General features: G+C 64.8%; 13 protein-coding genes. 4 read left to right on the top strand and 9 right to left on the bottom strand.

Translation table 11 applies throughout. The features are described from left to right. Positions 1–238 precede the first annotated feature (238 nt). On the top strand, positions 239–2,728 hold the full coding sequence (locus G5C50_RS24180) for an MMPL family transporter (RefSeq protein ID WP_165073541.1): 2,490 nt from the start codon (positions 239–241) through the stop codon (positions 2,726–2,728). A gap of 22 nt (positions 2,729–2,750) precedes the next feature. Here the strand turns inward: G5C50_RS24180 and G5C50_RS24175 are convergent, their stop codons facing one another. The 6 genes from G5C50_RS24175 to G5C50_RS24150 form a co-directional block, all read right to left on the bottom strand. Then, a complete protein-coding gene (locus G5C50_RS24175; protein WP_165073540.1) occupies positions 2,751–3,506 on the bottom strand; it encodes a glycosyltransferase family 2 protein in 756 nt (251 codons plus the stop codon). Positions 3,507–3,594: 88 nt separating this feature from the next. Next, positions 3,595–6,105, bottom strand: coding sequence for an ATP-dependent Clp protease ATP-binding subunit (locus G5C50_RS24170; RefSeq protein WP_165073539.1), 2,511 nt, complete (start codon positions 6,103–6,105; stop codon positions 3,595–3,597). 241 nt (positions 6,106–6,346) lie between these two features. Then, complete coding sequence (locus G5C50_RS24165) at positions 6,347–6,877, bottom strand: tetratricopeptide repeat protein (RefSeq protein WP_165073538.1); 531 nt, start codon at positions 6,875–6,877, stop codon at positions 6,347–6,349. Positions 6,878–7,107: 230 nt separating this feature from the next. Then, positions 7,108–8,394, bottom strand: coding sequence for an AsmA family protein (locus G5C50_RS24160; RefSeq protein WP_165073537.1), 1,287 nt, complete (start codon positions 8,392–8,394; stop codon positions 7,108–7,110). Positions 8,395–8,587: 193 nt separating this feature from the next. Continuing rightward, on the bottom strand, positions 8,588–9,517 hold the full coding sequence (locus G5C50_RS24155) for a DUF1559 family PulG-like putative transporter (protein ID WP_165073565.1): 930 nt from the start codon (positions 9,515–9,517) through the stop codon (positions 8,588–8,590). Between the two features lie 69 nt (positions 9,518–9,586). Continuing rightward, positions 9,587–10,282 carry a cysteine dioxygenase gene (locus tag G5C50_RS24150; RefSeq protein ID WP_165073536.1) on the bottom strand — a complete coding sequence of 232 codons (696 nt, stop codon included), beginning with the start codon at positions 10,280–10,282 and terminating at the stop codon, positions 9,587–9,589. A gap of 262 nt (positions 10,283–10,544) precedes the next feature. On the opposite strand from G5C50_RS24150, the gene G5C50_RS24145 reads away from it, so the two are divergent. Both G5C50_RS24145 and G5C50_RS24140 read left to right on the top strand, forming a co-directional pair. Further along, complete coding sequence (locus G5C50_RS24145) at positions 10,545–12,779, top strand: CehA/McbA family metallohydrolase (protein ID WP_240907342.1); 2,235 nt, start codon at positions 10,545–10,547, stop codon at positions 12,777–12,779. 43 nt (positions 12,780–12,822) lie between these two features. After that, positions 12,823–13,590, top strand: coding sequence for a class I SAM-dependent methyltransferase (locus G5C50_RS24140; protein WP_165073534.1), 768 nt, complete (start codon positions 12,823–12,825; stop codon positions 13,588–13,590). Positions 13,591–13,616: 26 nt separating this feature from the next. On the opposite strand, the gene G5C50_RS24135 is transcribed toward G5C50_RS24140, so the two are convergent. Continuing rightward, positions 13,617–15,689 (bottom strand): right-handed parallel beta-helix repeat-containing protein, encoded by a 2,073-nt coding sequence (locus G5C50_RS24135; RefSeq protein ID WP_165073533.1) that lies wholly within the window; start codon positions 15,687–15,689, stop codon positions 13,617–13,619. A gap of 497 nt (positions 15,690–16,186) precedes the next feature. Here G5C50_RS24135 and G5C50_RS24130 point away from each other — a divergent pair, with 497 nt between their 5' ends. Then, positions 16,187–18,016 carry a hypothetical protein gene (locus tag G5C50_RS24130; RefSeq protein ID WP_165073532.1) on the top strand — a complete coding sequence of 610 codons (1,830 nt, stop codon included), beginning with the start codon at positions 16,187–16,189 and terminating at the stop codon, positions 18,014–18,016. A gap of 96 nt (positions 18,017–18,112) precedes the next feature. Here G5C50_RS24130 and G5C50_RS24125 read toward each other — a convergent pair whose 3' ends face one another. Together G5C50_RS24125 and G5C50_RS24120 are read right to left on the bottom strand one after the other, a co-directional pair. Then, a complete protein-coding gene (locus tag G5C50_RS24125) occupies positions 18,113–18,913 on the bottom strand; it encodes a class I SAM-dependent methyltransferase (protein WP_165073531.1) in 801 nt (266 codons plus the stop codon). A 42-nt stretch (positions 18,914–18,955) separates the two neighbouring features. Beyond that, positions 18,956–24,505, bottom strand: a complete 5,550-nt coding sequence (locus tag G5C50_RS24120; RefSeq protein WP_165073530.1) for a glycosyltransferase — start codon at positions 24,503–24,505, stop codon at positions 18,956–18,958. Positions 24,506–24,607: the final 102 nt, after the last annotated feature.

The raw sequence follows: 24,607 nt of genomic DNA, 5'->3' as shown, positions 1-24,607 counted from the left end.
AAGTTTCAGGCCAACCCGACGTCCGGATCGTCCGATCTCTTCCGATGGACCGCCAGGCGAGGGGCTCGCCCAGGCCCAGGGTTTGCGTTACGCTTTGACAGGGCGATGGGGATCGACTAGACTCATCCCTCTCAACCAAAATGCTTGCTGCTGGATGACTTGGGATCGGCCGGACGCCAACCGGCGGACCAGTTCAGGATGAACGTCCCCGGATCCTATACGGGAACACGATCCGAATATGTTCTCTTTTCTCGCCGGACTGGTTCAGCGTCGATCCTGGATCGTGCTGCTGCTCTGGATTTCAGCGACGACGCTGCTGTTTCTTTACGCACCGCGATGGGAGAACGTGACCAAGGACGACGACGTCCGGTTCTTCCCCCGCGAATATCCCAGCGTCGTCGGCCAGGACCTGATGGAGCGCGGCTTCCCGCGCGACGCGGCGAGTTCACAGGTCGTTTTCATCCACGAACGGAAGGACGCCGCGCTCAGTCCTGACGACCTCGCCTTCGTCGAGAAGTTCGCGGCCGACTTCTACAAATGGAGCGAGGCCGAGCCGACGCTGGGGGTCAAGAAGCTGGACACCCACCGCTCGCCGGTCATCGGTCAGCGGCTGATCGGCACGGCGAAGGACGGCAAGGGGCAGGCCGTCCTCTCCATCGCCTCGCTCAACGGCACCTACCTTTCGCGGCGAACCCGAATCGCCGTCGACCAGATTCTGGAGTACCTCGCCAAGCAGCCGCCCCTCCCTGAGGGCCTGGTCCGATCCGTCTCTGGCTCCGCGGTCGTCGGCCACGACATGAACCGAGCGGCCCAGGAGAGCATCGACGCCACGACCGTCGCCACCATCGTCCTGGTGGTCGCCATTCTGCTGGTCGTCTACCGCTCCCCGCTGCTCGCCATGGTGCCGCTGGTGACGATCGCCTTCTCGGTCGTCGTCTCCATGAAGGCGATCGCCTCCCTGGCGGCCGTCTCGTCGGACCTGGCGACACGCTGGGAGGCTCCCTGGCTGAGCTTTCAGGTCATCAACATCACCAGGGTCTTCGTGGTGGTCGTCCTCTTCGGAGCAGGGACCGACTACTGCCTCTTCCTGATCGCCCGGTACCGCGAGGAATTGGCCCGAGGCCGCTCGCGCCGTGACGCACTCCGCGAGTCGATCGAACAGGTCGGCGGCGCACTTGTCGCGAGCGCGGGGACCGTTGTGATCGGGCTGGGGATGCTCATCTTCTCCAGCTTCGCCAAGATCCGCTACACCGGCCCGGCCATCGCACTCAGCCTGACGATCGCCCTGCTGGCCGCCCTGACGCTCGCACCGATGATGCTTTCCTGGCTCGGCGGCGCGATTTTCTGGCCGTTCAAGCCCCCCCATCACACTCCCGGGGCTGACCGCGAGCAGGAGAGCCTGAATGAAACCCCGATGACGGGGTTCTGGGTGGCGGTGTCGAGCCTGGTCGTCCGCCACCCGCTATGGATTCTCTTCGTGAGCCTCGCCGCTCTGGTGCCGCTGGCCGTCATCGGCGCCCAGACGACGTCGAACTACAGCCAGCTTGCCGACCTCGCGCCCGATCGGCCGAGCGTCATCGGAGCCTCGGTCATCCGGCGATACTTCGCGGTCGGGGAGTTGAGCCCGACGATCGCGGTGGTGGAGAATCCGAAGCTCGACTTCCGATCGCCCGAAGGCCGCGACAAGGTCGCGGAGATGACGAAGCGGCTGCTGGCCGTTCCGGGCGTCGCCGAGGTCCGCTCGCTGACGCAGCCGCTCGGCAGGCCTTCGCCGCCGGCCTCGGAGATGAACTTCCTCCAGCGGATGGCCGACAAGGCGCTCCACGCGGCGGCCGAGGGCCGTTACATCAGCGTCAAGCCGGCCGAGCCGAAGGACCAGAACCATATCAGTCGGTTCGACGTGGTCTTCTCATCCGACCCGTTCTCGCGGGCCAGTCTGGAAGCGCTCGCCCGGATCGAGGAGACGCTCGACGCCGCCAGCAAGCCCGAGGGGCCGATCCACGGCGCGGTGGGCGTCGGCCTGGCCGGCTCCACATCGGCGGTGAATGACCTCATGCGGGTCACGACGGGCGACGAGCACCGGATGTACTTCCTGGTGACTTTCGGCGTGTACGTGATCCTGGTCGCCCTGCTGAAGCGACCGGGAACGTGCCTCTACCTGATTTTCACGGTCGTTCTGGGCTACCTGGCGTCGCTGGGGATCACCGAGCTGGTCTTCAAGAACCTGCACCACGGCCCTGAACCCTGGGCGGGGCTGGACTGGACGGTCGGCTTCTTCCTGTTCGTGATCCTGGTGGCCGTGGGAGAGGACTACAATATCCTCCTCATGGCGCGTGTGATCGAGGAGGAAGCCAAGCACGGCGTCGTCGAAGGGACGCGCCGGGCTGTGGCTCACACTGGCGGGATCATCAGCTCGTGCGGCCTCATCATGGCGGGCACGTTCGGCTCGATGCTGACCGGCAGCCTGACCTCGCTGCGCGAACTGGGCTTTTCGCTGGGCCTGGGCATCCTGCTGGACACCTTCCTCGTCCGGCCGATCCTGGTGCCGGCCTTCGTGGTCGTCGCCGACAAGCTCTGGAACGACGCTCCGCCGCCGAAGAAGCCGAAGCACGTACCAGCCCTCAAGCCGGAACCGTCCGCAAACGGCAAGGTTCACCACGAGGAACCGGCGAAGGCTCTGGTTCCCGACGCCGTCGACTCGTGCATCGGCGACCTCTACGAAGAGTGAGCCGAAATCCAGGGCCGGCGAGTCAGAACACGCCCTCGGTCAGCCTTCGAAACCAACGTTGGCTCGTCAGGCCCAGGGACGGAAGCCCCCATCGTCGTCGCCACGTATGGAGTCGGCGCAGACCGTCCATCGTCCCTACCTTGATGCTTCGATCCACGACGATCCGAGGCGTCGGGACACGCTCCCGGACGTGGGCCAGGAGCATCCAGTCCTGGACGAATAGGTCGCGACCGGGATTGTCCCACTTCGCCTGGACGACCGCCTCGTAGCCCGCCTGCGCCAGCCAGGTCCGAACAATGATGCAGGCCATGTCGACCTGGCCGATCTTGAGGTGATAGCCCGAGACGCCCTCCGGCGGCAGCATCTCACGGCCGCGGTAGTCCACGGAGACGATGAGGACCTCGGGGTAATCGTGGGCGACCAGCGAGTCCCGAATGCGACATAGGGCGTCGGGCTCAAACGAGTTGTCGTCGTCCCAGAACAGGATGTAGTCGGGTGCGAAGCGAGCCCTCGCCTCCTGCACGCCGACCAGCCTGGGCGTCGCCCCATAGTCGTTGTTCCAGTCGGGCGTCTCCACGAAGACGATCCGCGGATCGGAGGCCTCGAAGCGACCGACGAGCGACTTGATCCGGCCGTTCGGCCCGTCATGGACGACGACCAGTTTCCAGTCCTGGAACTCTTGCTTCGGGAGTTGTTTCAGGAACCGCTTCAGCAGCGTGCGACGCTCGAAGGTCGGCGTCACGATGCAGAGCGATGGAGGACTCTGGTCGCGGCCCATCAGGCGTCTCCCGACGTCCCTCGCTTCGAAACGAAGTGGGGAGGACCGGAGCCCTCCCCACTTGCGGTCTTAAACCTGGAGCCGACGATCAGGCGTCGCCGCCGACCGCAGCCAGCGCCGGGCCCTTGGCCTCGTCGCCCTTCTTGCTGGCGGTGAACTTGAGCTTCTTGCTCTCGTTATCGCCCTCGACGTCGACCGTGATGAGATCCTTACCGGCGAAGGTGCCCCGGAGGACTTCTTCGGCCATGGGGTTCTCGATCATGTTCTCGATCGCACGGCGAAGCGGGCGGGCGCCGTAGTCGGGGTTGTAGCCCTTGGCGATGATCAGTTCCTTGGCAGCGTCGGTCAGGGCCAGTTCCAGACCCCGTTCGGCCATGCGGCCCCGGATCTTGGCCAGCTCGATGTCGACGATCCGCTTCAGGTCGGCCTGGGTCAACGAGTGGAAGACGATGACGTCGTCCAGACGGTTGAGGAACTCAGGCCGGAAGTACTTCTCGATGGCGACCTTGAGCCGTTCCTTCATCTCCTCGTAGGAGTGGGCCTCGTCGCGGCCGCGCTCGAACCCGAAGAGGTTCGTGCTGGCGGTGACTTCGGCGCCGGCGTTGGTCGTCATGATGATGATAGTGTTCTTGAAGTCGACGTTGCGACCGAAGCTGTCGGTCAGCCGACCTTCCTCCATGATCTGGAGGAGCATGTTGTAGACGTCCGGGTGGGCCTTCTCGATTTCGTCGAGCAGGACCACGGCGTAGGGACGGCGGCGGATCTTCTCGGTGAGCTGGCCGCCTTCCTCGTAGCCGACGTAGCCCGGAGGGGCGCCGATCAGCCGCGAGACGTTGTGCTTCTCCATGTACTCCGACATGTCGATCTGGATCAACGCGTCGGCGTCGCCGAACATGAACTCGGCCAGGGCCTTGGCCAGGTGCGTCTTGCCGACGCCCGTGGGGCCGGCGAAGACGAAGCTGCCGATCGGCCGCTTGGGATCCTTGAGCCCGGCGCGACTGCGGCGGACGGCCTCGCTGATCCGCTTGATGGCCTCGGTCTGGGAGATGACCTTCTTCTGGATCTCCTCTTCCATCCGGAGCAGACGAGCCGTTTCCTCGGTCTCCAGGCGGGTGAGAGGGATCCCGGTCATCTTGGAGACGACCTCGGCGATCACCTCCTCGTCGACCGTGCCGTCGATCTCTCGTGAGCGCTCGCGCCACTCGCGGGTGATCGTCTCCTTCTTCTTCTTGAGCTTGTCGGCCTGGTCGCGGAGCGCGGCGGCCCGCTCGAAGTCCTGGTTGGCGACGGCCTCTTCCTTGTCCTGGTTGAGGCGCTCGATCTGCTCGTCGAGCTCCTTCAGATCCGGGGGCCGGGTCATGGCCTTGAGTCGGACGCGGGCACCCGCCTCGTCGACCACGTCGATGGCCTTGTCCGGCAGGCAGCGGCCGGTGATGTAGCGGTCGGACAGCTCGACGGACGCCTCGAGCGCGTCGTCGGTGATCTGAACGCGGTGGTGGGCCTCGTAGCGGTCGCGGAGGCCGCGGAGGATCTCCAGAGCCTCGCTCTTGCTGGGGGGCTCCACCATGATCATCTGGAACCGACGTTCCAGAGCGCCGTCCTTCTCGATGTACTTGCGGTACTCGTCGAGGGTGGTGGCGCCGATGCACTGGACCTCGCCGCGCGCCAGGGCCGGCTTGAGGACGTTGGAGGCGTCGATGGCCCCCTCCGCCCCGCCCGCGCCGACGAGCGTATGCAGCTCATCGATGAACAGGATGGTGTTCTTGGCGCGGCGGACCTCGTTCATGACCGCCTTGATGCGCTCCTCGAACTGGCCGCGGTACTTCGTGCCGGCGACCATCATCGCCAGGTCGAGCACCACGATCCGCCGGTCGCGCAGCAACTCGGGGACGCCGCCGTCGACGATGAGTTGGGCCAGGCCCTCGACGATCGCCGTCTTGCCGACGCCCGCCTCGCCGAGGAGGACCGGGTTGTTCTTGGTGCGGCGCGAGAGCACCTGGATCACGCGCTCGATTTCATTCTGGCGGCCGATGACCGGGTCGAGCTTGGATTGCCGAGCCAGATCGGTCAGGTCGCGTCCGAAGGAGTCCAAGGCCGGGGTCTTGGACTTATTGCCTTTTGCTGCGGCGCCGCGCTCACCACCTTCGCCGCCAGCGTCCATCCCGTGACCGAGCAAGTTCAGCACCTCCTCGCGCACTTCTTCGAGCTTCAGGTTCAGGTTCATCAGGACCTGGGCCGCCACCCCTTCCTGCTCGCGCAACAGGCCGAGTAGAAGGTGTTCGGTGCCGACGTAGTTGTGGTTCAGGTTGCGAGCTTCTTCGATCGCGTATTCGATGACCTTCTTGGCCCGGGGGGTCTGGGGGAGCTTCCCCATCGTGACCATCTCGGGACCGGCCTGGACGATCTTCTCGACCTCGTTGCGGATCTTCCGGAGATCGACGTCAAGGTTCCGCAAGACGTTGGCGGCGACTCCGCTGCCTTCCTTGATCAGCCCCAGCAGGACGTGTTCCGTGCCGACGTACTCGTGGTTGAAGCGCTGGGCCTCTTGATTGGCCAGCTGCATCACCTTCCGGGCACGATCGGTGAAGCGTTCAAACATGCGGTCTACTCCGATCCGACGTTCATAGCGGCGACGGGCCGATCCTCCCGCCTAGGCGACGAGCCTTCTCTTGCCTAGCATTGTACACCCCGACGCCGCGATTCGTTCAATACGACCGCCCCGACCGATTAGTTTTGAGATTCGCCGCCCCTTCCTGAAACGACGGCGGCTCGCGTCCCGCCGGGTCTCCTCGGGGGTCGCGAGCCTCTCGCCGCGGCGATCCAAAGAGCCGACTGATCTCTCAGGAGTGAGGTCGCTCCAGTGCTGCCAGCGATCGTTCGACCTCCCACCGCCACTTGGCCCCTCCGTCCTGCTCCAGGCACTGACGATACGCCCGTCGCGCCAGATCGGGACGGTGAGTTCGGACGTGGATCGCCCCCAGGTGCATTAAAGCGTCGACGTCGGTCTCGTCCAACGCCAGGATCCGCTCGATCCGCCGCCGGGACTCGTTCCACTTGCCTTGCAGATAGAGATCCAGGGCCTCTCGATAGAGTTTCTCGATCTCGGCGCGGTGGCGATCGGGATGGCAAAGCCAGACCCACCAGGTCGTATAGACGAAGGCCGCCGACCACGTCAAGATCGCCGTGACCGCAAAGAAATCAGCCCAACCGGGGGCGAAAGCCTCGACCCAGACCCATCGCGCGACGACTGCCAGATTGATCGTCGCGGCGAAGAAGCCGGCGAGCAGCAGCCCGAAAACCTCCTGCCCGGTCCAGATTTGCGGCAGGCCCGGCCAGAAACACAACAGCCCGATCCAAGCTCGCCTCGGCACCGTCGGCTCCTCCTTGGATACTCGCGCCTCGAGAACCGAGGCCCGAACCTCCTGATTGTATGTTCCGTTGCCGCCTGAATCAAGAACCAAACACATGCAATCAAACACCATCGCCCCGAGCGAGGTTTCGGCCTCGAACAGATCGGGACGGTGCGGGGCGGCGCATCAGGCGAATCGAGGGGGAGTGGGAGGGGTGGGCGGTGCAGGACGCACGACCGGGAGGACCGTCGTCAACGAAGGATCTTGTCTCGGATCTCCCGGCCGAGCATTTTGAGCCGTTGTTTATCGGGAGGAGCAAGGAAACCGTCGACCGGGGAAACGGCGTCTGCACCCCGGCCCAGAACGCTGACGTTCAGGTCGTCGACCGTTCCGCTGAGTCGCAGGCCGCTGAGGGCCTCAACGTCCAGGTCCAGGTCGGCGAGCAACCGTCGGGCGCGGTCGGGGACTCGCTCGGCCAGTCCTTCGAGGCTCATCCTGTAGTCGAGCCGGCCGTCGAAATCGGTCCAGCCGGTGACCACCAGGGGAGCCTTGGCCACGTTGAGGGAGAGCCGATTGGTGGTGATCCGCCCCTCCTTGACGGTGAACTCGGTCCGGAGCGATCCTCCGCGGTTCTTGACCGGCATCGGCACGGATTTCTCGACCTCGGCGAAGAGTTCGCTGCCGTCGAGTTGAATGGGGTCGATCATGATCCGGCCGTCGCCGACGAGCGTTTGACGGAGCATCTCGCGCGTCTCTCCGTCGCCTCGGAGATACATCTCCATGGTCATGTCGCCGCCGACCCGGAAGTTCGACCCGGCCAGGACGGGGACAAGGTAGCGGAGGAACGCCATTCCGTCGTCGAGGACCACGCGATCCGCGAAGATTTGCCCCTCAAAACTCGGCCGGCCCGGAATGCGGTTGAGCGAGCCCGAGAAGCGGAACTCACCCTGATTGACCATGCCGGTCATGGTTCCGGTGATCGTGCGGCCTTCTTCCCAGGTCCCCTCGCCGTCGACCCCCTTCAGGACGACGTCCCCCTGCGTGGGTTCGTCGATCAGGTGGATCTCGGCGTGGCTGACGTGGATCTGCAGGTTCGTCGGGCCCGAGCAAGTCTGAGTGTCGGTCGCGTTTAAAGCTCCTCGAGCGCGGACGAGATCGGCGAGTTCGAAGGTCCCGTCCGCGCGTCGACGGATCCGAAGGCGGAGTCCGTCGATGTCGAGGGCCGTCGCGTCGAATCGGCCGCAGAGGATCTGAAAAACGCCGACGTCCAGATGGAGGTTGCCGGCTTCAAGCCAGGGATCGTCCTGAGAACCAGGAGCGCCGATCCGGAGATTGGTCAGGTCGAGGCCGCCGCTGAAACAGACGGTGAGGCGATCGAGGTCGACGGCTCGTCCACTCGACCGCTCCAACGCCGCAACGACCTGCTTGCGAGCCCAGTTGGTGGGGGCCAGCAGGACGATCAGACACCAGAGCAGGACCGGCGCCACCGCGATCCCGGGCAGGATCAAGAGCAGCCGGCGGAACCATCGGCATTTCATCGGAATCCCTCCCGAGCGCCCGCAGGGCTCGGCCCTTCCCCGGCCTTCCTGGCCAGAGCGACGAACGCGTCGGAGATCGACGGCCGCCGTCTCCAATCGGCCCGGAACGATAAGCGAATCGCCCAAGGCCTGCAAGGACAGTTTGATTCCAGCCGTGCTCCAAGCTCCGCATGGCAAGGCGATGGGGAGTAATTCACTCAAAAGTCCCCACCAATTCGCCACCATCGCGAGTGCCCAAGGCTCGCCAGACCGGGAGAGCCATGGAGGATTTCAGAAAAGCGACGTGGCCGTCGCCCGATAGGACGTTCGCCCCCGAACCGTGCCGACTACCGGCGGTCCATGAGGAGGATGGATTCTCCGTATGGATACAACTCGGAAAGTTGATGCCCAGGTTGTGAGAGTAGGCGCTGAAGCCTGGTGAGCCGTTCAACCAAGGTCTTCCTTTTCCAGCGTGAGGTAACGGCTCCCCCAGTTTGAGGTTGTTGCAGGCTTTCATCGCCGCCTCGAACTGTCCCGGTCTCCAAAAGTCAGCTTCGATGTCGTATGCCGAGCCGAGGCGATCGCCGACACCGATCACACCTCCCTGGCCACAGACCCATTCCGAGACCATCGCCGTATTCGACAATCCATCCAGGACCGACGCCGACCGAACGAGTGGTTCTGTGAAGAGGACGAATAGCCCATTACATCGCTGGATATCCTGGCGTTTCCACCCGATGTTTGCCGCGTAATTCGTCCACCCCATGCGACTCATCGGAGGATCCGAGGGGCAGAGCAGGATATCGACCAGGGAATAAGTCGCCGTTCCGTTGGCACGGCTGTCTTGCATCAACGCATAGTTCACTGACGCATACAGCGTCACGCCTTCCACGAACGGCAAGGTCGCTGCAAACGACGAGAAGCCCAGCCCTCCGAACGTCGGCGGGAGTGCATCGTGGACCGTGGAATAGCCGGCGAATCCGAGCCCGATCTGTCGCAAATTGTTAGAGCACCGCAGCCTTCGGGCTGACTCACGAGCCATCTGCACGGCCGGCAGAATCAACCCGATCAGCAGGCCGATGATCGAGACTGTGACGAGAAGCTCGATCAGCGTGAACCCGTGCTGTCGGAGGTTGCGACTCATCGGGTGGCCCCTTTGGAGGTGGAGGACTCGTAAGCTTTCCGATTGAAGACTCAGAGCATGTGGCGTTTCTCAGATCGAGAGACTTCGAGTGGAGGTCTGTTCGTCTACAACCTCGTCAAGTCCGCTGAAGGCCGTCTCCCCAAGCCGGAATCGATGACGGGCGGTCAGAGGCGGCGAGCAGACGTGAAGCGTGATGAGCGGCGTCCCCTCAGATTGCAAGTTGGCGAGCATGTGGACATCGCCGTTTCGTGAGACTGATACCGCTCCCTCGGGGATGTTGTGAGACCGCGAAGGAGAAAGCAGCCCGGCCCCCGTCTCCTCGAAGACGATCTCCGTGGCCGTCCCCTCGACGACAAGCAGGCCGCAGATCGACCCGCCGTGATCGTGGATCGGCCCCCCCTGCCCCGAGGTCCGGCAGGCGACGAGGACTTCAAAGTGTTCGCAGGCGAAGATGCAGGCCCGTTGACAGCCGTCACCGAACTGAACTGCGGCGCCAAGGGCCTCGCGATTCGCCCTCATGGCGACGAGCCCGTGACGGATCAGCTCTTCCGGGAGATACGCCTTCAAGCGCGCCCAGCGTTCCAGCGTCGCGACGACCCGCGCGCGGGAGTCTTCCCGACGGTTCTCGGATGGGTGATTCAGATGCGATCGCGATGCGCCTGGGACCTCGATATGGGGCGAACGGCCGGCGACGGCCGGCTTCTTGAATCCGCTCTGCAAGAGACGACGCAGACGGTCGCCCTGGAATCCGCGTTGGCGTTTCACGCGATCGGCCCTCCGTGGCCAGAGAAAGCAGCCCGAAACGGCCCGCACACGATAGCGGCAGCCCCCTCCCCGCTCAAGGCGAATCGGCGACGCCCGGCGAGCCGTCTCGCCGACTGGTTGCGGCTGGTTTCGGGATGCGACAGAATCGACCTCGGCGTCGCATGAACGATTCCCGACGTACTCGTCGAGCCCGCCTACCATGAACCCACGCGCGAGCCTCGTTGTTCAAACACTCCTCGCCGCGGCCCTTGGAACCATTGGGATGGCCCCTTTGGGAGCGCGCGCCGACGATCTCCCGATCGTCCAGGAGGTGGAGTTCCAGCCCCTCGGCGCCCAGGCGAGACGCATCGCCCAGTCGCTCAAGCTTCTCGGCCAGCCGCTCACGGTCGACGAGCAGGCGAAGTTGGACGCCGCCGTCGACTCGACCGGAGGTCCAGCGGCGGTCAAGGCGATCCAGCAGATTCTCGACGCTCGCTGCCTCGTCGGCGTGGAGATCAACCCGGAGAGCCGCGTCAAATCCGCCCCCGGCCCGGCGGAGCCAAAGCTGATCCAGAACGGCTGGAGCGTCTTCCTCGTCAAGGTACACAACGAGGCCGGCGTGACGGCCCCGCTGGTCGTGGAGAGCCCCAACGCCGGGCCGATCTTCAAACGATCCACCAACGCATCCGAGCCCAAACCGAGCATCGGCAAGGCCGACGTCCTTCAGCGATGGTGCGACGTCGCCATGTACGACGATCGGCCGATGGTGCGCAGGCTCTCCGGTCTGCCGCTCGAATATCGAATCGTCCAGATCGCCGCTCGGGACGAAGGCCGGCGCGAGGCCAAGCTGACCTTCAGCGTCGGCCAGGGATCGCAGGACCTCGGGTTCAGGAGCGACGTCGACATCCTCTTCAGCGTCGAGCCGGCCGTCGCCGTGACGCTTGAAGTTCGCGACTGGGACGGCCGTCCCACGACGGGAACGTTTCTCTTCCGCGACCGCCTGGGCCGCGTCTATCCCTCCCCCAGCCGGCGGCTGGCGCCCGACTTCTTCTTCCACCCCCAGATCTATCGAGCCGACGGCGAAACCGTTCTCCTCCCTCCCGGCGAATATCAGGTCGAGTTCGGCCGAGGACCGGAGTATCGAGTCGCTTCGAAGACGATCGTTGTGCCGAAAGGGACGAGGCATCACGAAGGGTTCAAGCTGGAACGTTGGATCAATCTGGCCGCCATGAAGTGGTATTCCGGCGACCACCACGTTCACGCCGCCGGTTGCGCCCATTACGAGAGCCCGACCGAGGGCGTCACCCCCGACGACATGTGGCGGCACATCCTGGGCGAGGATCTGGACGTCGGTTGCGTCCTGAGCTGGGGGCCTTGCTGGTACGCCCAGAAAGCATTCTTCGACGGCAAGGTCCACAAGCTCTCGACGGCCGAGAACCTGATGCGATACGACGTGGAGGTGTCGGGCTTCCCCTCGTCGCACGCCGGCCACCTCTGCCTCCTTCGGCTGAAGGAAGACGACTACCCAGGGACCACCCGGATCGAGGAATGGCCGAGTTGGGATCTCCCCGTGCTGAAGTGGGGCAAGGAACAAGGCGGAGTCGTCGGTTTCTCTCACAGCGGCTGGGGCATGAAAACACGGTCGAACGCGATCCCGAACGACGAGATTCCGCCGTATGACGGAGTCGGCGCCAATGAATACGTCGTCGACGTTGTTCACGACGCGGTCGACTTCATCTCGACTGTCGACACACCGATTCCCTGGGAATTGAACGTCTGGTATCACACGCTCAACTGCGGATATCGGACGCGGATCAGCGGCGAGACCGACTTCCCCTGCATCTACGGCGAACGCGTCGGCCTGGGTCGCGTCTACGTGAAACTCGATGGCAAGCTCGACTTCGACGCCTGGTGTCAGAAGCTCAAGGAAGGCCGGTCTTACGTCTCCGACGGTCACAGCCACCTCGTCGACTTTCAAGTCGGCGGTCGAAACGTCGGCGAGGACGGGAGCGAGTTGAACCTTCCGCAGCCGGGGGCTGTCAAGGTTCGCGTGAAAGCCGCCGCGATGCTCGCTCCGACGCCGACGCTGGAAACGGAATCGATCCGAAGCAAACCGCTGGAGTCGCAGCCGTACTGGCACGTCGAGCGCGCCCGGGTGGGCGGCTCGCGTAGGGTTCCCGTCGAGATCATCGTCAACGGTCAGCCGGTGGCTCGTCGCGAGATCGAGGCTGACGGATCGGTCCAGGACCTGGAGCTTGAGGCCCCGATCACGAAATCCAGTTGGATCGCCGCCCGGATCTTCCCCTCGTCGCACACGAACCCAGTCTTCGTTCTGGTCGGCGACAAGCCGATTCGGGCCTCGAAGAAGTCGGCCGAATGGTGCCTCAAGTCGGTCGACCAGTGCTGGAAGCAGAAGTCCCCGGCGATTCGCGAGAGCGAGAAGGAGGCGGCCGCGCAGGCCTACGACGTCGCCCGCGCAACCTATCGCCGGATCAAGGAAGAGTCGGCCGACGAGTGAGCCGGCCAGACGATGGAAGTCTCCGAGTACGAAAGCGAAACCCATGGGCGAACGACACGACGAAGACCTGGCCGGAGCCTTCAACGATCAGGCGGCCAAGTTCGAGAAAGCCCCCGTCCAGAGCGATCCAGCCGCTCTCGAACGCCTCGTCCGAGCCGCCGATTTCCCGCCCGGCTCGCGCCTGCTCGATGCAGGCTGCGGACCAGGCCTTGTCGCCGAGGCTTTTCTCAAGGCCGGCTTCCAGGTCGTCGGCGCCGACCTCTCCCCTGTCATGATCGAGCGGGCGCAAGCTCGCTGCGCCCCTTTTGGGGATGCTGCGCGATTCGTCCAGGCTTCAATCCACTCGCCCGAAATCGCCGCCCTGGGCCCGTTCGACGGAGCCTACTCGCGATACGTCCTGCACCATGTGCTGGACCCGCGAGCCTTCCTCGCACGTCAGATCGAGTTGGTCCGGCCCGGGGGCTTCGTCGTTCTCTGCGACCACCTTTGCAGCCCCGATCCGGCCCGTGCCAGAAAGCATCAGGAGTTGGAAGTCGCCCGCGACCGCACCCACACGCGCAACCTGACCGGCGGTCAACTCGTCGACCTTTTCGCCGCCGCCGGGCTGACCGAAATCCGCTGCGTCGAGGAAGAGTTCGAGTTGGACTTCGACGAGTGGTTCGATCGCGGCTCGCCAAGCGAATCCAAGGACAGCGTTCGCGAGGTCCTGCTGGCCGGCCTGGACGCGCGCGGATTCCGGGTGGCGCCTGGTCAGAAGCCTTCGATTCGGATTGAATGCGTCCGCGCGATCGTCCGAGGCCGGCGGGCGTAAATCCCCGCCCGCCGACCTCGCGAGAATCAGCAGGGAGCAACGGCGAGGCTGGTGGAAATCGTCTGCCCCTTGCGCCGGAAGACGTTGCCAAGGACCGTGATGTCTGGGCAGCCCAACTCCTTGTTCTGCAACCCTCCCACGTGGTTGAGGCCGACGAAGCGGTAGTCCCAGAAGCCGTCGAAGGTGTTCTGGTCCGCCCCCGAACCGCCCAGGACCATGTGGGCCTTGCTCCCGATGGCCGTGACGCCGAACGTCTCATAGGTCGCGTCCGCCGGCGTGGCGAACGTATTCCCCTTCACCAGGACGTTGATGTCCTGGGGTTGATCCGCAAACACGGTGACTCCAGCCCAGTTGCCCGAAAAGTAGTTGTTGACGATCTGGATCTGGTTGGGAGCGCTCTCGATGAAGACGCCGTTCGCCGTGTTGTTCAGGAAGCGGCTGTTGGCGACGAAGCCCCAACCCGTGAAGTTGTAAGCGAACTCGATCCCGTTCATCCCGCCGACCGCCCCGAAGGTCACGCCGTTGTTGGCGAACGTGTCGTTATTGAAGATGCCGGTCGAGTTGTTGAACAGGCTCGCGCCGAACCCCTGGATGTGATTCCCGGAGTAGGAGTTGCTCATCTCCAACCGTCCACCGGTGTTGGCCGTCACGCCGCAGTCCCGGTTGTGGTAGAACGTCGACCTGTCGACCCGGGCGACGGACGTTCCCTGAACGACGAGCCCCGCACCGTCGCCGGTGTAGTCCGTGGCGAAGCCGATCTCAGAGGCCGAGATCCCGTAGAAACTGCCGATCGCGGCGTCGTCGAGATAAACCCCGGAGATCGTCTGAATTCCGTCGAACCGGCTGTAGCGCGAGGTCACCGTCGTGACCTGCCCATTGGCGCCGCCGGCCAGCAGGCCGATCCAGCGAGTGTCGTTGGTCCGGATGAGGTTCGTCACGACAGACGACCCCAGCGCAACGATGCCGCGACCGTCGGTCCCCGCGGAACGGAGCCAGAGGTCGTCGAAGTGGATGTTCGACGACATGTAAACGAGAAAGGCGTCCTTGCTCGCCGGGGAGACGACCGTCGAGTACATCCCGGTCCCGACGATCTTCAGGTTCGACTTGGCGTTGAGGATGACGTTCTCGGAATAGCCGCCCGACGCCAGTCGGATCGTCGTTCCGGGCGTCGCGGCGTTGACAGCGGCGGTGATGGTCTTGAACGGAGCCCCGTAAGACCCCGCCCCCGCCACGTCCGCCCCCGTTGCAGAGTTGACGAACAGAGAATTCGCCGTCGAGAAGTAGCCAGTGTACGGAGTGCTTCCGTTCAGGCCGAGTCGATAGGTCTGGTAGTTCTTGCCGTCGCGGCTCGGGTTGATGTACCAGTTGAGTTGGCCGTTCGACTGGGGGGCGACCAGAGCAAGAACCGGGTCGTGCGTGCCGTACAGGTCGAAGGCCAGCGGCGTAGCGCCGGCGGGGGCGAGGCTCGCGCCGCCGAAGCGATAGGTCTGATCGGGGACCCGGTCCGAGTTCGTATCCACAAGCCAGTTGCCGCCGTTGTAAATCACGGGATCGTCGAATCCGTCGTGATTGAAGTCGGCCAGCAGCGGAACGTCGCCGCGACTCCCGCCGTAATGGAACGACAGATTGACGCGGCCGCTCAGGTCGGTGCAGAAGGCCCACGTTCCCGTGTTTGGATCGTAGAGCCCCAGGTCGGTCCGGCCGTCGCCGTTGATGTCGCCGGTCACCGGCTTCCAGTTCGGTCCCCCGAACGAGACGACCAGGCCCACGGAGCCGTTGTTCTTGGTGTCGATCGCCCACGTTCCGGTTGACGGACGATAGATCCCGATGTTCGTCAGCGTCGAGCCGGTGAAGTCGCCGAAGATCGGGATGTCGGTGTCGCTTCCGTACGGCCGCGAGATGTCCGAACTGCCGTTGGCGTCACTGTCGATCACGAACATCAGCGAGCCGTTGACCGGTGTGGCGACTCCGAGCCCAGGAGTCAGTCCAGACAGGCAGAGCCGCCCTTCCATGGGTTCCAGATGAGGCGTGACTCTCCGCCGTCGCCGCTTCCCACCCACCGGACGCAAACCGCAGTTGCCCAATTCGGAGCCAATCATGCTGCTTCCTCCAAAATGCGATTTGCATCGCGACGCCGTACCGCTTCAGGCCCGCAGGCCCACTCGACCTGGATCAGGAGGAGGCGTCGTCCTCAAGATCCCGCGAAGCCACCACGATACCGTGACTGCTCGCAATCGGAACAGCGTCAGTCAATCAAATTCATATTCGTGAGACCCAATTCAACCCTAGTACGTGCTCGAGCCCAAGTGGCTGAACGACCGCTCTGATCGCGGGGATTCTCGATTCCAGAACCAGGACGTTTGCATTACTAATAGAACGCCCTCGAGTTCGGCGATCGAGACGACGGCCAGGCCGATCGATACAGCCCGAGAGAAATGGCCTTTTGAGCACGAAACCGCGTGCCCCCCTCCTCGAAAGGGACGGCGTGACTGGAGTATCGTGGCGCCGATGCCGATGGTTATTCGGTGAATAGGCGTTGATCCGCCCGTAGCGACAGGAAGTCGCCAGGAAACGCGTGCAGGAGGCATATCGGGTCATGGAATCAACGGTGGAAACCCCCAGGAACCTCCGAAGTCCGTCCCTCTCGAATCGATTGCGCCTCATCGTCGTCGGGCTGGTTCTTGCGCGAGGCGTCGTGGGACTCACCCAGACCCCGCCGTTCGAGGGCTGGGACGAGTATCAGCACGTCGCCTACATCGGATACATCCACGATACCGGTCAGCGGGCGATTTTGAATCAGACGCAGGTTCCCGCCGACCTGATCGCAGCCATCCACCGCGATTTCCCCCAGCCCGAATCGGCGCGCGTTCAATTCCCCCAGCCGATCAAGCCGCATTCCTACGAGTCGTACTGGAACCCCGACCGTGAGAAGGGCCGCGTCGACGCGGCGCATGTGCCGGCCAATCACGGCGTGCGGCTCTACCAGGCTCAGCATTCCTGGTGGTACTACATCATGGTCGGGCCGTTGTTCAGGGCCCTCGGCGGCCTGGACAATCTCCGATCCTCGGTCGCCGGGGTGCGACTCCTGAACCTCGCGTTCGTCGCGGGGGCCGTCTGGATCGCGCTCGGAGTGGTCGCTCAACGAGTCCCGGATCGCCGCACGGCCGGCTGGATCGCCCTGATGATCGGGGTCCAGCCGCTGCTAGTAATGAACGCGATCCGCGTTTCCAATGACGCGGCCGGTCTGCTCTTCTCCGTGGCCGCCGTGGCGGCGATGCTCTCCATGGCGATCGACAGCCGCAGGTTGGTCCGCCAGGCGGCTCTCGCCGCGCTCTTGACCGGCCTGGCCATCGTGATGAAAGCCACGAATTTCGCACTTCTCCCGGCGCTGGGACTGGCATGGCTGATCGGCGTGGTGCGGACGCGGCCCTCCTGGGGCGTCGCGTCCGGATCGGCGGCGGCGATCGCCTGCGTGATCGCCTGTCTGATGGGCCCCGACCTTGCGCACAACTTCAGCGTCTACGGTATGGCCACTCCGATGCAGGAGGCCATCGAGAACCGCGCCAAGGGACGGGGACTTCACGATCTGTACAAGGCCTACAGTGAATTCCACCCGCTGGTGTACGCCCGCTGGCTGTTCGGCGAGGGCGTTTTCATTCAGGGGAACTGGTCGTGGGTCCTCCCGATCGCGGACATCGCGACCTACCACCGCTACTGCGTGGAATTAGCGGCCTGGGGCCTGGTTCTGGCCGCGGGCACGTACCTGGGGCGTCGAGGACTGGAGCGGTTTGGGATCAAGCTCGGCCGTGAGGTTCTCACCGTCGACTCAGTCGCGACCCCGGTCCTTTGCCTGGGGGTCGTCGCCGGTTTCTTCGCGGCATTGCTCTACCACGCCTTGCAGTCGGCCATGGCCTGGGGGATCACGACGACGGGTCCATGGTACGCAGCGCCCGCGATTCCCTGGCTCTGCCTCCTCGCCGGCGTGGGGGCGATGGGATGGTCTCGCTTCGCGGCCGTCGGGTTCGTGACGATGATCGTGGGCCTCAGCATCGTCGCCGAGCAGACGACCTGGTGGATCCAGATGCCGCCGGTCTACTCGGGCGGACGAACCGGGATGGAGGCCTTGCAACGGATCTCGACCCTCCAGCCCTGGTTTCTTTCCACGATCACGGCCGCTGCCGCGCTGGCCTCCAGCCTCGTCCTCTTCCTCCTGCTGATCGTCAACATCGCCGTCGATGGCGCCGCCGCCGCAAGCCAAGCCGACGCCGCGGCCGATGCGAATTCGTCCCCGCATCGGCCGACCTGGCTCCGCATCGGTCGCAAGCGCGAACGCCTCGACCCCAGCGAGCCAGCCGTGCCCGCCCCCTCGATCGTCGCTCAGACCGAGGTCTCGACTGAACGAGACGACCGCACCATCTCCTCCTGAGCGCGTTTCGATTGATGGATACGCAAGACGCCGGCTGCCTCGGAATCCACAGCCGAGGAGGCCGGCGTCTTGCATTTCTGAGTCAAGCGGCGAGGCTCAGCGAGCGACCAGGCGCGCCCGTAGATGTCCCAGCCTCGAAGCCAGGTTGAGCATGGGCCGGGAGGCCCGTCGACGCGACCGCGACGGTTCGACGATGGCGTCCGTCTCGGTCCGCCCGAGCACCGCGATCAGCTCCATATCGTTGAGCGAGAACTCCCGGATCTCGAACGAGCCCTCGAGATGTTCGCAGGCTCGATCGAGGAAGTCGGCGAAGCTGGCTGCGTCCCACACGTGGAAGTGGATGCTGTAGCCGATGCTCTCCAGCAGACGGGCGCGGGCCTCGACGGCCTCAGCGCCGTCGACGCGCTCGATGACGCGCGTCCATTCTCGAAAGTGTTCGGAGCGTGAGACCTCCGGGCCTGCTGCATCGTCCCGGGCCAGGTGTTCGAAGGTTGTGAGCGGCCGTGGTCGATCGAAGCTGAAATCCTTGTTCGGCACCCCGTAGAAGAGCGTCCCGCCCGGGCGAAGCTTGCTCAGATGCCTACGCATCGTTCCTAGCGGGTTCTCAGCGTGTTCCAGGAAATGGTTGGCGACCAGGAAATCGAGCGACTCGTCCGGCAGCGTGTCCAGACGCTCTCCGTCGTCGATGATGTCGACGGGGACGAATTCGTAGTCGGCCAACTCGGAGTAGTGGGCGCGAAGCGCTGTCGCATCCATCCGATCGACGTAGCGAACTCGCGCTCGTCGAGACAGTTCGATCGGGTGGTGGAGGGCGCCGATTTCGACGCCCTCGCCGACCAGGTGCCGTTGGCTCAACCGACGGCGTTTCGCCTGCATCGGGGCCGGAATCTCGCTCATGGAAACTTGCCTCGTCGAAACGGCGGGACGCAAGGCGAGACGTCAGCCCTCCAGGGCGATCGACCGACGATAGCGCGCCCCGACCGCGTGCCCCTGCTTCGCCCGATCATGCGGACCGTGGAAGATGCGGGAGCCCAAGGTCGTCGGTCCACTCGGCGCGGCGGCTACCAGCCGCCGGTCCGGAGCACTCTCAGCCGCGGCCCGGAAGAGCCCGCTGTACTGCTCAATCATGTCGCTGTGGCTCGGCAAGGCTCGCAGGATCCAGGAAGACGCCGAGGCCATCGCCCGGCGACGAACCGGTTCACGGGCCAGAGCTTCCAGGTGTCGGGCGAAGAGGCGGAAGTCCCCGGGCTCGTAGAACAACCCGTTGACGTTTGGGCGGACCTGCTCCGGAATGCCGAACACGGGGGTCGTGATGATCGGTAGACCGCGGCCGAGAGCCTCCAGAATCACATGGGGATAACTCTCAACGCGCGACGTGCAGCAGAAGACGTCGGCCGCCTGCCAGTAAACGGCGGTCGCTCCGGTCTCGTCAACGATCTGGAATCGCGATCGCCGATCCTCGGGGAGCATGCCGGCCAGACGCTTCAACTCTCGGCTGTACTCAAGGCTGTCCCGCGCTCCGACGACGACGCAACGGACCTTCGTCGCCGCGTCGGCCGAGAGGGCTCGGAAAGCGTGGACCAGGTCGTGCTGGCCCTTCCGATCGCAGACAGTCCCCAGCAGCAGGAAGCAGACGTCGTCATCCGCCAGCCCCAACTCGGCCCGAGCCTCGTCGCGAGGGTGGCCGTCGAGTTCGGCGTGGAACCGCTCGATGTTGAGGGCGTAACGGACGAGTCCGAAGTTGCGCCGCGTGTCGAGTTCCTTCCAGACCTCGGCGGAACTCTTCGCCGTGAAGACGACCCGGTAGGGGGACTCCATGCAGCCCAGGGCGGTCGTGGCGATCTCGCGCGGGAACTGGTCGAAGTAGGTCTGCCAGGCCTCGCTCTCGTGGATGCTCCAGATCGACGGCAGTCCCGCCTCTCTGGCGGCGTCGACCGCCCAGAAGCCGTGGAGTGTGTTCGCGTGGACCACGCGGCACCCCTCGCGGGCGAGCAAGTCAATGGTGCGCCGTCGCGAGTCCTCATAGGCCGCCTGGCCGCCGAAGATCGAGACTAGCGACGGATCGACGATGAGCGGAACTCCGGCCTTCTCATATTCGTATCGCAGAGGCCCATCGACGGGGCTGACCACCACGGGATCGATGGCGCCGGCCTGCTTCAGCCCGATGGTCAATTCCAGCTCGAACCGCGAGGCGCCCTCCCAGTTCAGGTTGTGGCTGAACGCCATCGCCCGCACCGGCCGATCGGCATCGGCGACGGGAACGACCGTCGGCTTGATGGTAAACGCCTCGACCATCGGGTCGTAGTGCGGGCTGACGTAGGGATCGCGGCGTCGACCGTGGATCCGGCGGTAGTTCGCTTCCTCGCGCGGGTCGTCGGCGAAGCCTCGCGTCGCTCCCTCGTGGTGGAACAGTTCCGCCTCGGCGCAGACGACGCTGCGATAGCCGGCGTCATGCAGACGATAGCCGTAATCGGCGTCGTTGAACGCGACCCCGAAGTCGACCTCGTCGAAGCCGTTCATCGCCTGAAAGAGCCGGCGAGGGGTCAACATGCAGGCCGCGGTGACGGCGAGGCAGTCGCGCGTCGCTCGAGCCAGCCCCATCTCCCCGCCGTCCCACCAGGGGAGCAGCTTGAACGTGTGCCCCGCCATCCCTTCGTGGACGCCATGCGTGACGCCCGCGTGCTGGATCCGGCGGTCGGCGTACATCAACCGAGCCCCTACCGCACCGATTCCGGGCAGTCGCGACCAACCGACCATCTGGCTCAGCCAGCGCGGCTCGACGACCTCGATGTCGTTGTTCATGAAGAGGATCAGGTCCTCCTCGATGCGGCCGACGGCCGTATTGTGGACGGCCGCGTAGTTGAACTTGCCGTCGAGGTTGGGGATGTGCAGAACCTGATGCGGGACCTTCGCCAGAAAGGCCAGCGTCTCCGGATCGTCGCTGTCGTTGTCGATGATGTAGACGCGATAGTTGTGGTACGTCGTCTTGAGCAGCGACTTGAGCAGGTTCTGAAGCAGCCTCTTTTGATTCCTCGTCGGAATCACGATGGCGACCGAGGGGCCGTCGTCAGGCATGACGGGCTGGAAAATGCCACATCCGGCAGCGAGCGCCCATCCCGGCTGCTCGACGCGGCAGGCCGCGCCTCGACGGGCGAAGGCCTCCTCGACGGCGCGACGGCCGGCCTCGAAGCTGTGCGGCTTCTCATGCCCGCTGGCCGCTGTGGACCCCGGAAGAACTCGCCAGTGGTAAAGGACCTGAGGGACGTGCACGATCTTGCGCGCCCGTTCGGAGGCCCGCAGCCAGAAGTCGAAGTCCTGCGAGCCCTCAAACCCCAATCGCATGCCGCCGACCTCGCGATAGACCGAGGCGCGGACCGCAGTCAGATGGCCGGTATAGCAGAAGTTCAGAAGCAGTTCGGGCGACCAGTCGGGCTTGAATTGCGGGGCGAATCGGACGCCATCGACTCCCAGCTTGTCTTCGTCGCTGTAGAGCAAGTCGACTTCCGGCTCGCGATCGATCCGAAGGGCGAAATGTGACAGGGCCTCGGGATCAAGCACGTCGTCGTGGTCGAGGAGGACGACGAAATCACCCGTCGCGTGCTCCGCGGCGGTGTTCGTCGCGGCCGAGATGTTGCCGTTGACGGGGCGTCGCACCAGGATCACGCGCGGGTCGCGCGGCAGCCCACCGGCAAGATAGCCGAGCGTCGCGGCATCCGTGCTTGCGTCGTCCGCGAGAATCAGCTCCCAGTGCTGGTAGGTCTGCGCCAGCACGCTCTCTACGGCCGCGGCGAGAAAGTGCGCCGGAGTGTTGTAGACGGGGACCAGGATCGAGAATTTGACCGGGCGGCCGATCTGGGCGACCTGCTCCCGAAGCCGCTCGGCGCGGAAATCCGAGTGACCGTTGGTTCGTCGCCAGGCCTCGTAGGGCTCCAGCATCGTTGGCGGCTGGAAGTAAGGGCACCCGGCTTCGGCTCGGAGACGCGTCGGCGCAAAGCGGCGGGAGACGTGCCGGGCCTTGTTCCTGACCTTGCGGGCGGCCTTCCCCGCGGCGGCAGAGAGCCCGTCGGTTCGAACCACCTGGATGAATCGAATCGTGAGACGCTTGGCCCGACCCAGCCGGGATCGCTGCCTGCCGGCGAACCGAACGAGATCGCGACGAATCCGCCTACGGACGGCGCTCTTCAGAGCCTGGCAAGCGTTGACGATCCCGAGGGGCTCGGGCTCGAAATAGGGAGCGGGAGCTTCGCTAACGACCATGACCGTTGAAGAGACCGTTACAGGCTCTGGTTCGACCGCGACCGGCAAGGCCGTCGCCGTTTCAGGTTCTTCTTCATGGATCGGTGCGGGATCGACCTCGTCCTCGCACGCCGACCCGGCCTCGGGGTCAGCCGCAGGGTCAACCTCAATCTGGGACGAAGGTTCCAAGTCCAGCATGTCCTCGCAGGGTTGAAGATTCTCGTCCGAAACGATCTCCTCGGCGACCTCGATCTCAGCCGTGTCCTCCGGCGCTTCGCTCGGCTGCACGGCAGCAGCGGCGGCGGGGGGAACGTACGGTTGGGACCAATGCGCGATGGCCTCGCTGAGACTTCGGCGAGCGAGGAGCGAGCGGCTCGACGGATTCAGCAGGACCTTTCGATAGACCTCGACGGTCTGCACCGCCGTCTTCTCCCACGAGAGCTCGCGAGATCGACGTCGTCCTTCGGTGCGGAGATGTCGACGCAGTTCGTCGTCGACCGCCAACCGCTGCATCGCCCTGGCCAAATCGACCGGAGAGAGTCCGCCGCAATAGAGCACGGCGTCGCCGCAGACTTCAGGCACCGACGAGAAGGGCATGGCGATCACAGGAGTCCCCGCGGCCATTGCTTCCAGAGGCGGCAGACCGAACCCCTCGTAGAGCGAGGGGAAGACCAGGGCGTCGGCCTCCTGGTACAGTACCCGAAGCTCGTCGTGTCCGACCGGCCCCAGAACGTGGACGCCCGGAATCGGTCCGCCGAAGCGGTCCTCGGCCGCGGCGACCACCCGCGACGCCCGACCGACGAGGGCCAGAGCCGGCGGCTCGCCGTCGGTCCACCAGCGTCTCAACAAGGCGTAAGCGTCGAGCAGACCGGTGATGTTCTTGTGTGGATAGTCCGACGCGAGACAGAGAAAGAACCGCCCCGGCAGCCCGACGTTCGTCAGGGTCTCAACGGTCTCCGCCTCAGTGGCCGGGGTCGAGAAATCGTCGATGTCCACGCCGAGGAAGATCGGGTGGATCAACTCGCGATCGACGCCGAACTCGGCCTCAACCTCCCGCGCCGTGTTCTCCGAGTACGTGAGGATCGCCTGAACGGCCAGCAGCGTCAGACGACTCGTTTGCCGATACTCGTTGTGCGCCGCCTCGTTTTCGAAGACGTGAGCCATTCGATAGGCGATCATATCCTGGTACGTCAGCACGACGTGGGCCCGCGATTCGACGAGCAGTTTGGCGTGAGTCCGGTCGAAGATCTGGGCAGGCTTGTGGATGATCGCGACGTCGTCGGCCCACTCGTCGGGCGAAACCAACCGGCCTTCCAGACCGTCGGCCTGAAGCGGGTGGACGGCCAGCAACGTCAGATCGACGTCGGATCGGGCGGCCAGCGCGCGGACGAGGCTCCAGGCGTACATCTTCGTGCCGTTCATCTCAAGCGGGAGATGGCGAAGGTCGACGGCGACGTTGATCCTCCCCGAGGATTCGACCACCGCCGCATGCGCGGCGACTGAAGCGTCGAGCGACCCGGAGTGCCGTTGCACCTGATCTTTCAGATAAACATGTCGATCCAACAGCGAGACCTCGTCCATCGACGCCTCGTCCGCGGACTCGTCTCGATCTCGTGTAGGCACGTCTCGCAACACGAGCGAGCGGGAGGCGCGTTTGGCGAAGAAGCCCAAGGCGCAGGCCCGCATCAGCCAGTCGTCGAGGGCCGCCCGAGGCGACGCGATCGACGCATCGAGAAGCCCTACTGCGTCAAGAACGTCGCCGCGGAGGAAGTTGGCGGTCAGACCGGAGCGGGCGACGGGAAGGAACTCCGGCATCCCGGAGGCGACTTTCCTGAGACGGGCCTCGTCGACGGCCTCGTCGAACGCCAGTCCATCGCCGTTGGTCAGCGGTGAAGCGAGCGCGACGCGCTCCTCGGAGTGAGCCGCTTCAGCCAACGGCTCAATCCAATGTTGCAAGGGTCGAGCATCAGGCGCCAGCAGGACGACGTCGCCTCGCCGTTCGGTGAGGCCGCGATTGGCGTAGTCGGCCCAGGTCAAGCCTCGGGGGCAGCGCACGATCTGCAGCCGGCCGTCGGCCTCGGCGAGTTCCGCAAGTCCGGGCGCGAGAACACGGTCGCCGCAGCCGTCGTCAACGACCAGCAACCGCCCCAAGGCCGGTCCGCTGCATTCGAGGATCGCGCAGAGGCGTCCCAGCATCGCGGGGCCGCCGAGCGTGACGGGCACGATGACGTCGGCGGAACGGTCCTGGGACATCATCTCCTCCGTGAGATCAAGGCTTGGCGTTTCGAGGTCCCCGCCGTCCTGGCGGAGCCTTCGAAAAAGAAATCGACGAAGAGGTCTGTCGTGGAAGGTTTA

The organism is Paludisphaera rhizosphaerae (assembly GCF_011065895.1).
Taxonomy (GTDB): domain Bacteria; phylum Planctomycetota; class Planctomycetia; order Isosphaerales; family Isosphaeraceae; genus Paludisphaera; species Paludisphaera rhizosphaerae.
The sequence above is the reverse complement of the archived record's forward strand: the minus strand, read 5'-3'. Positions and strand labels throughout refer to the sequence as shown.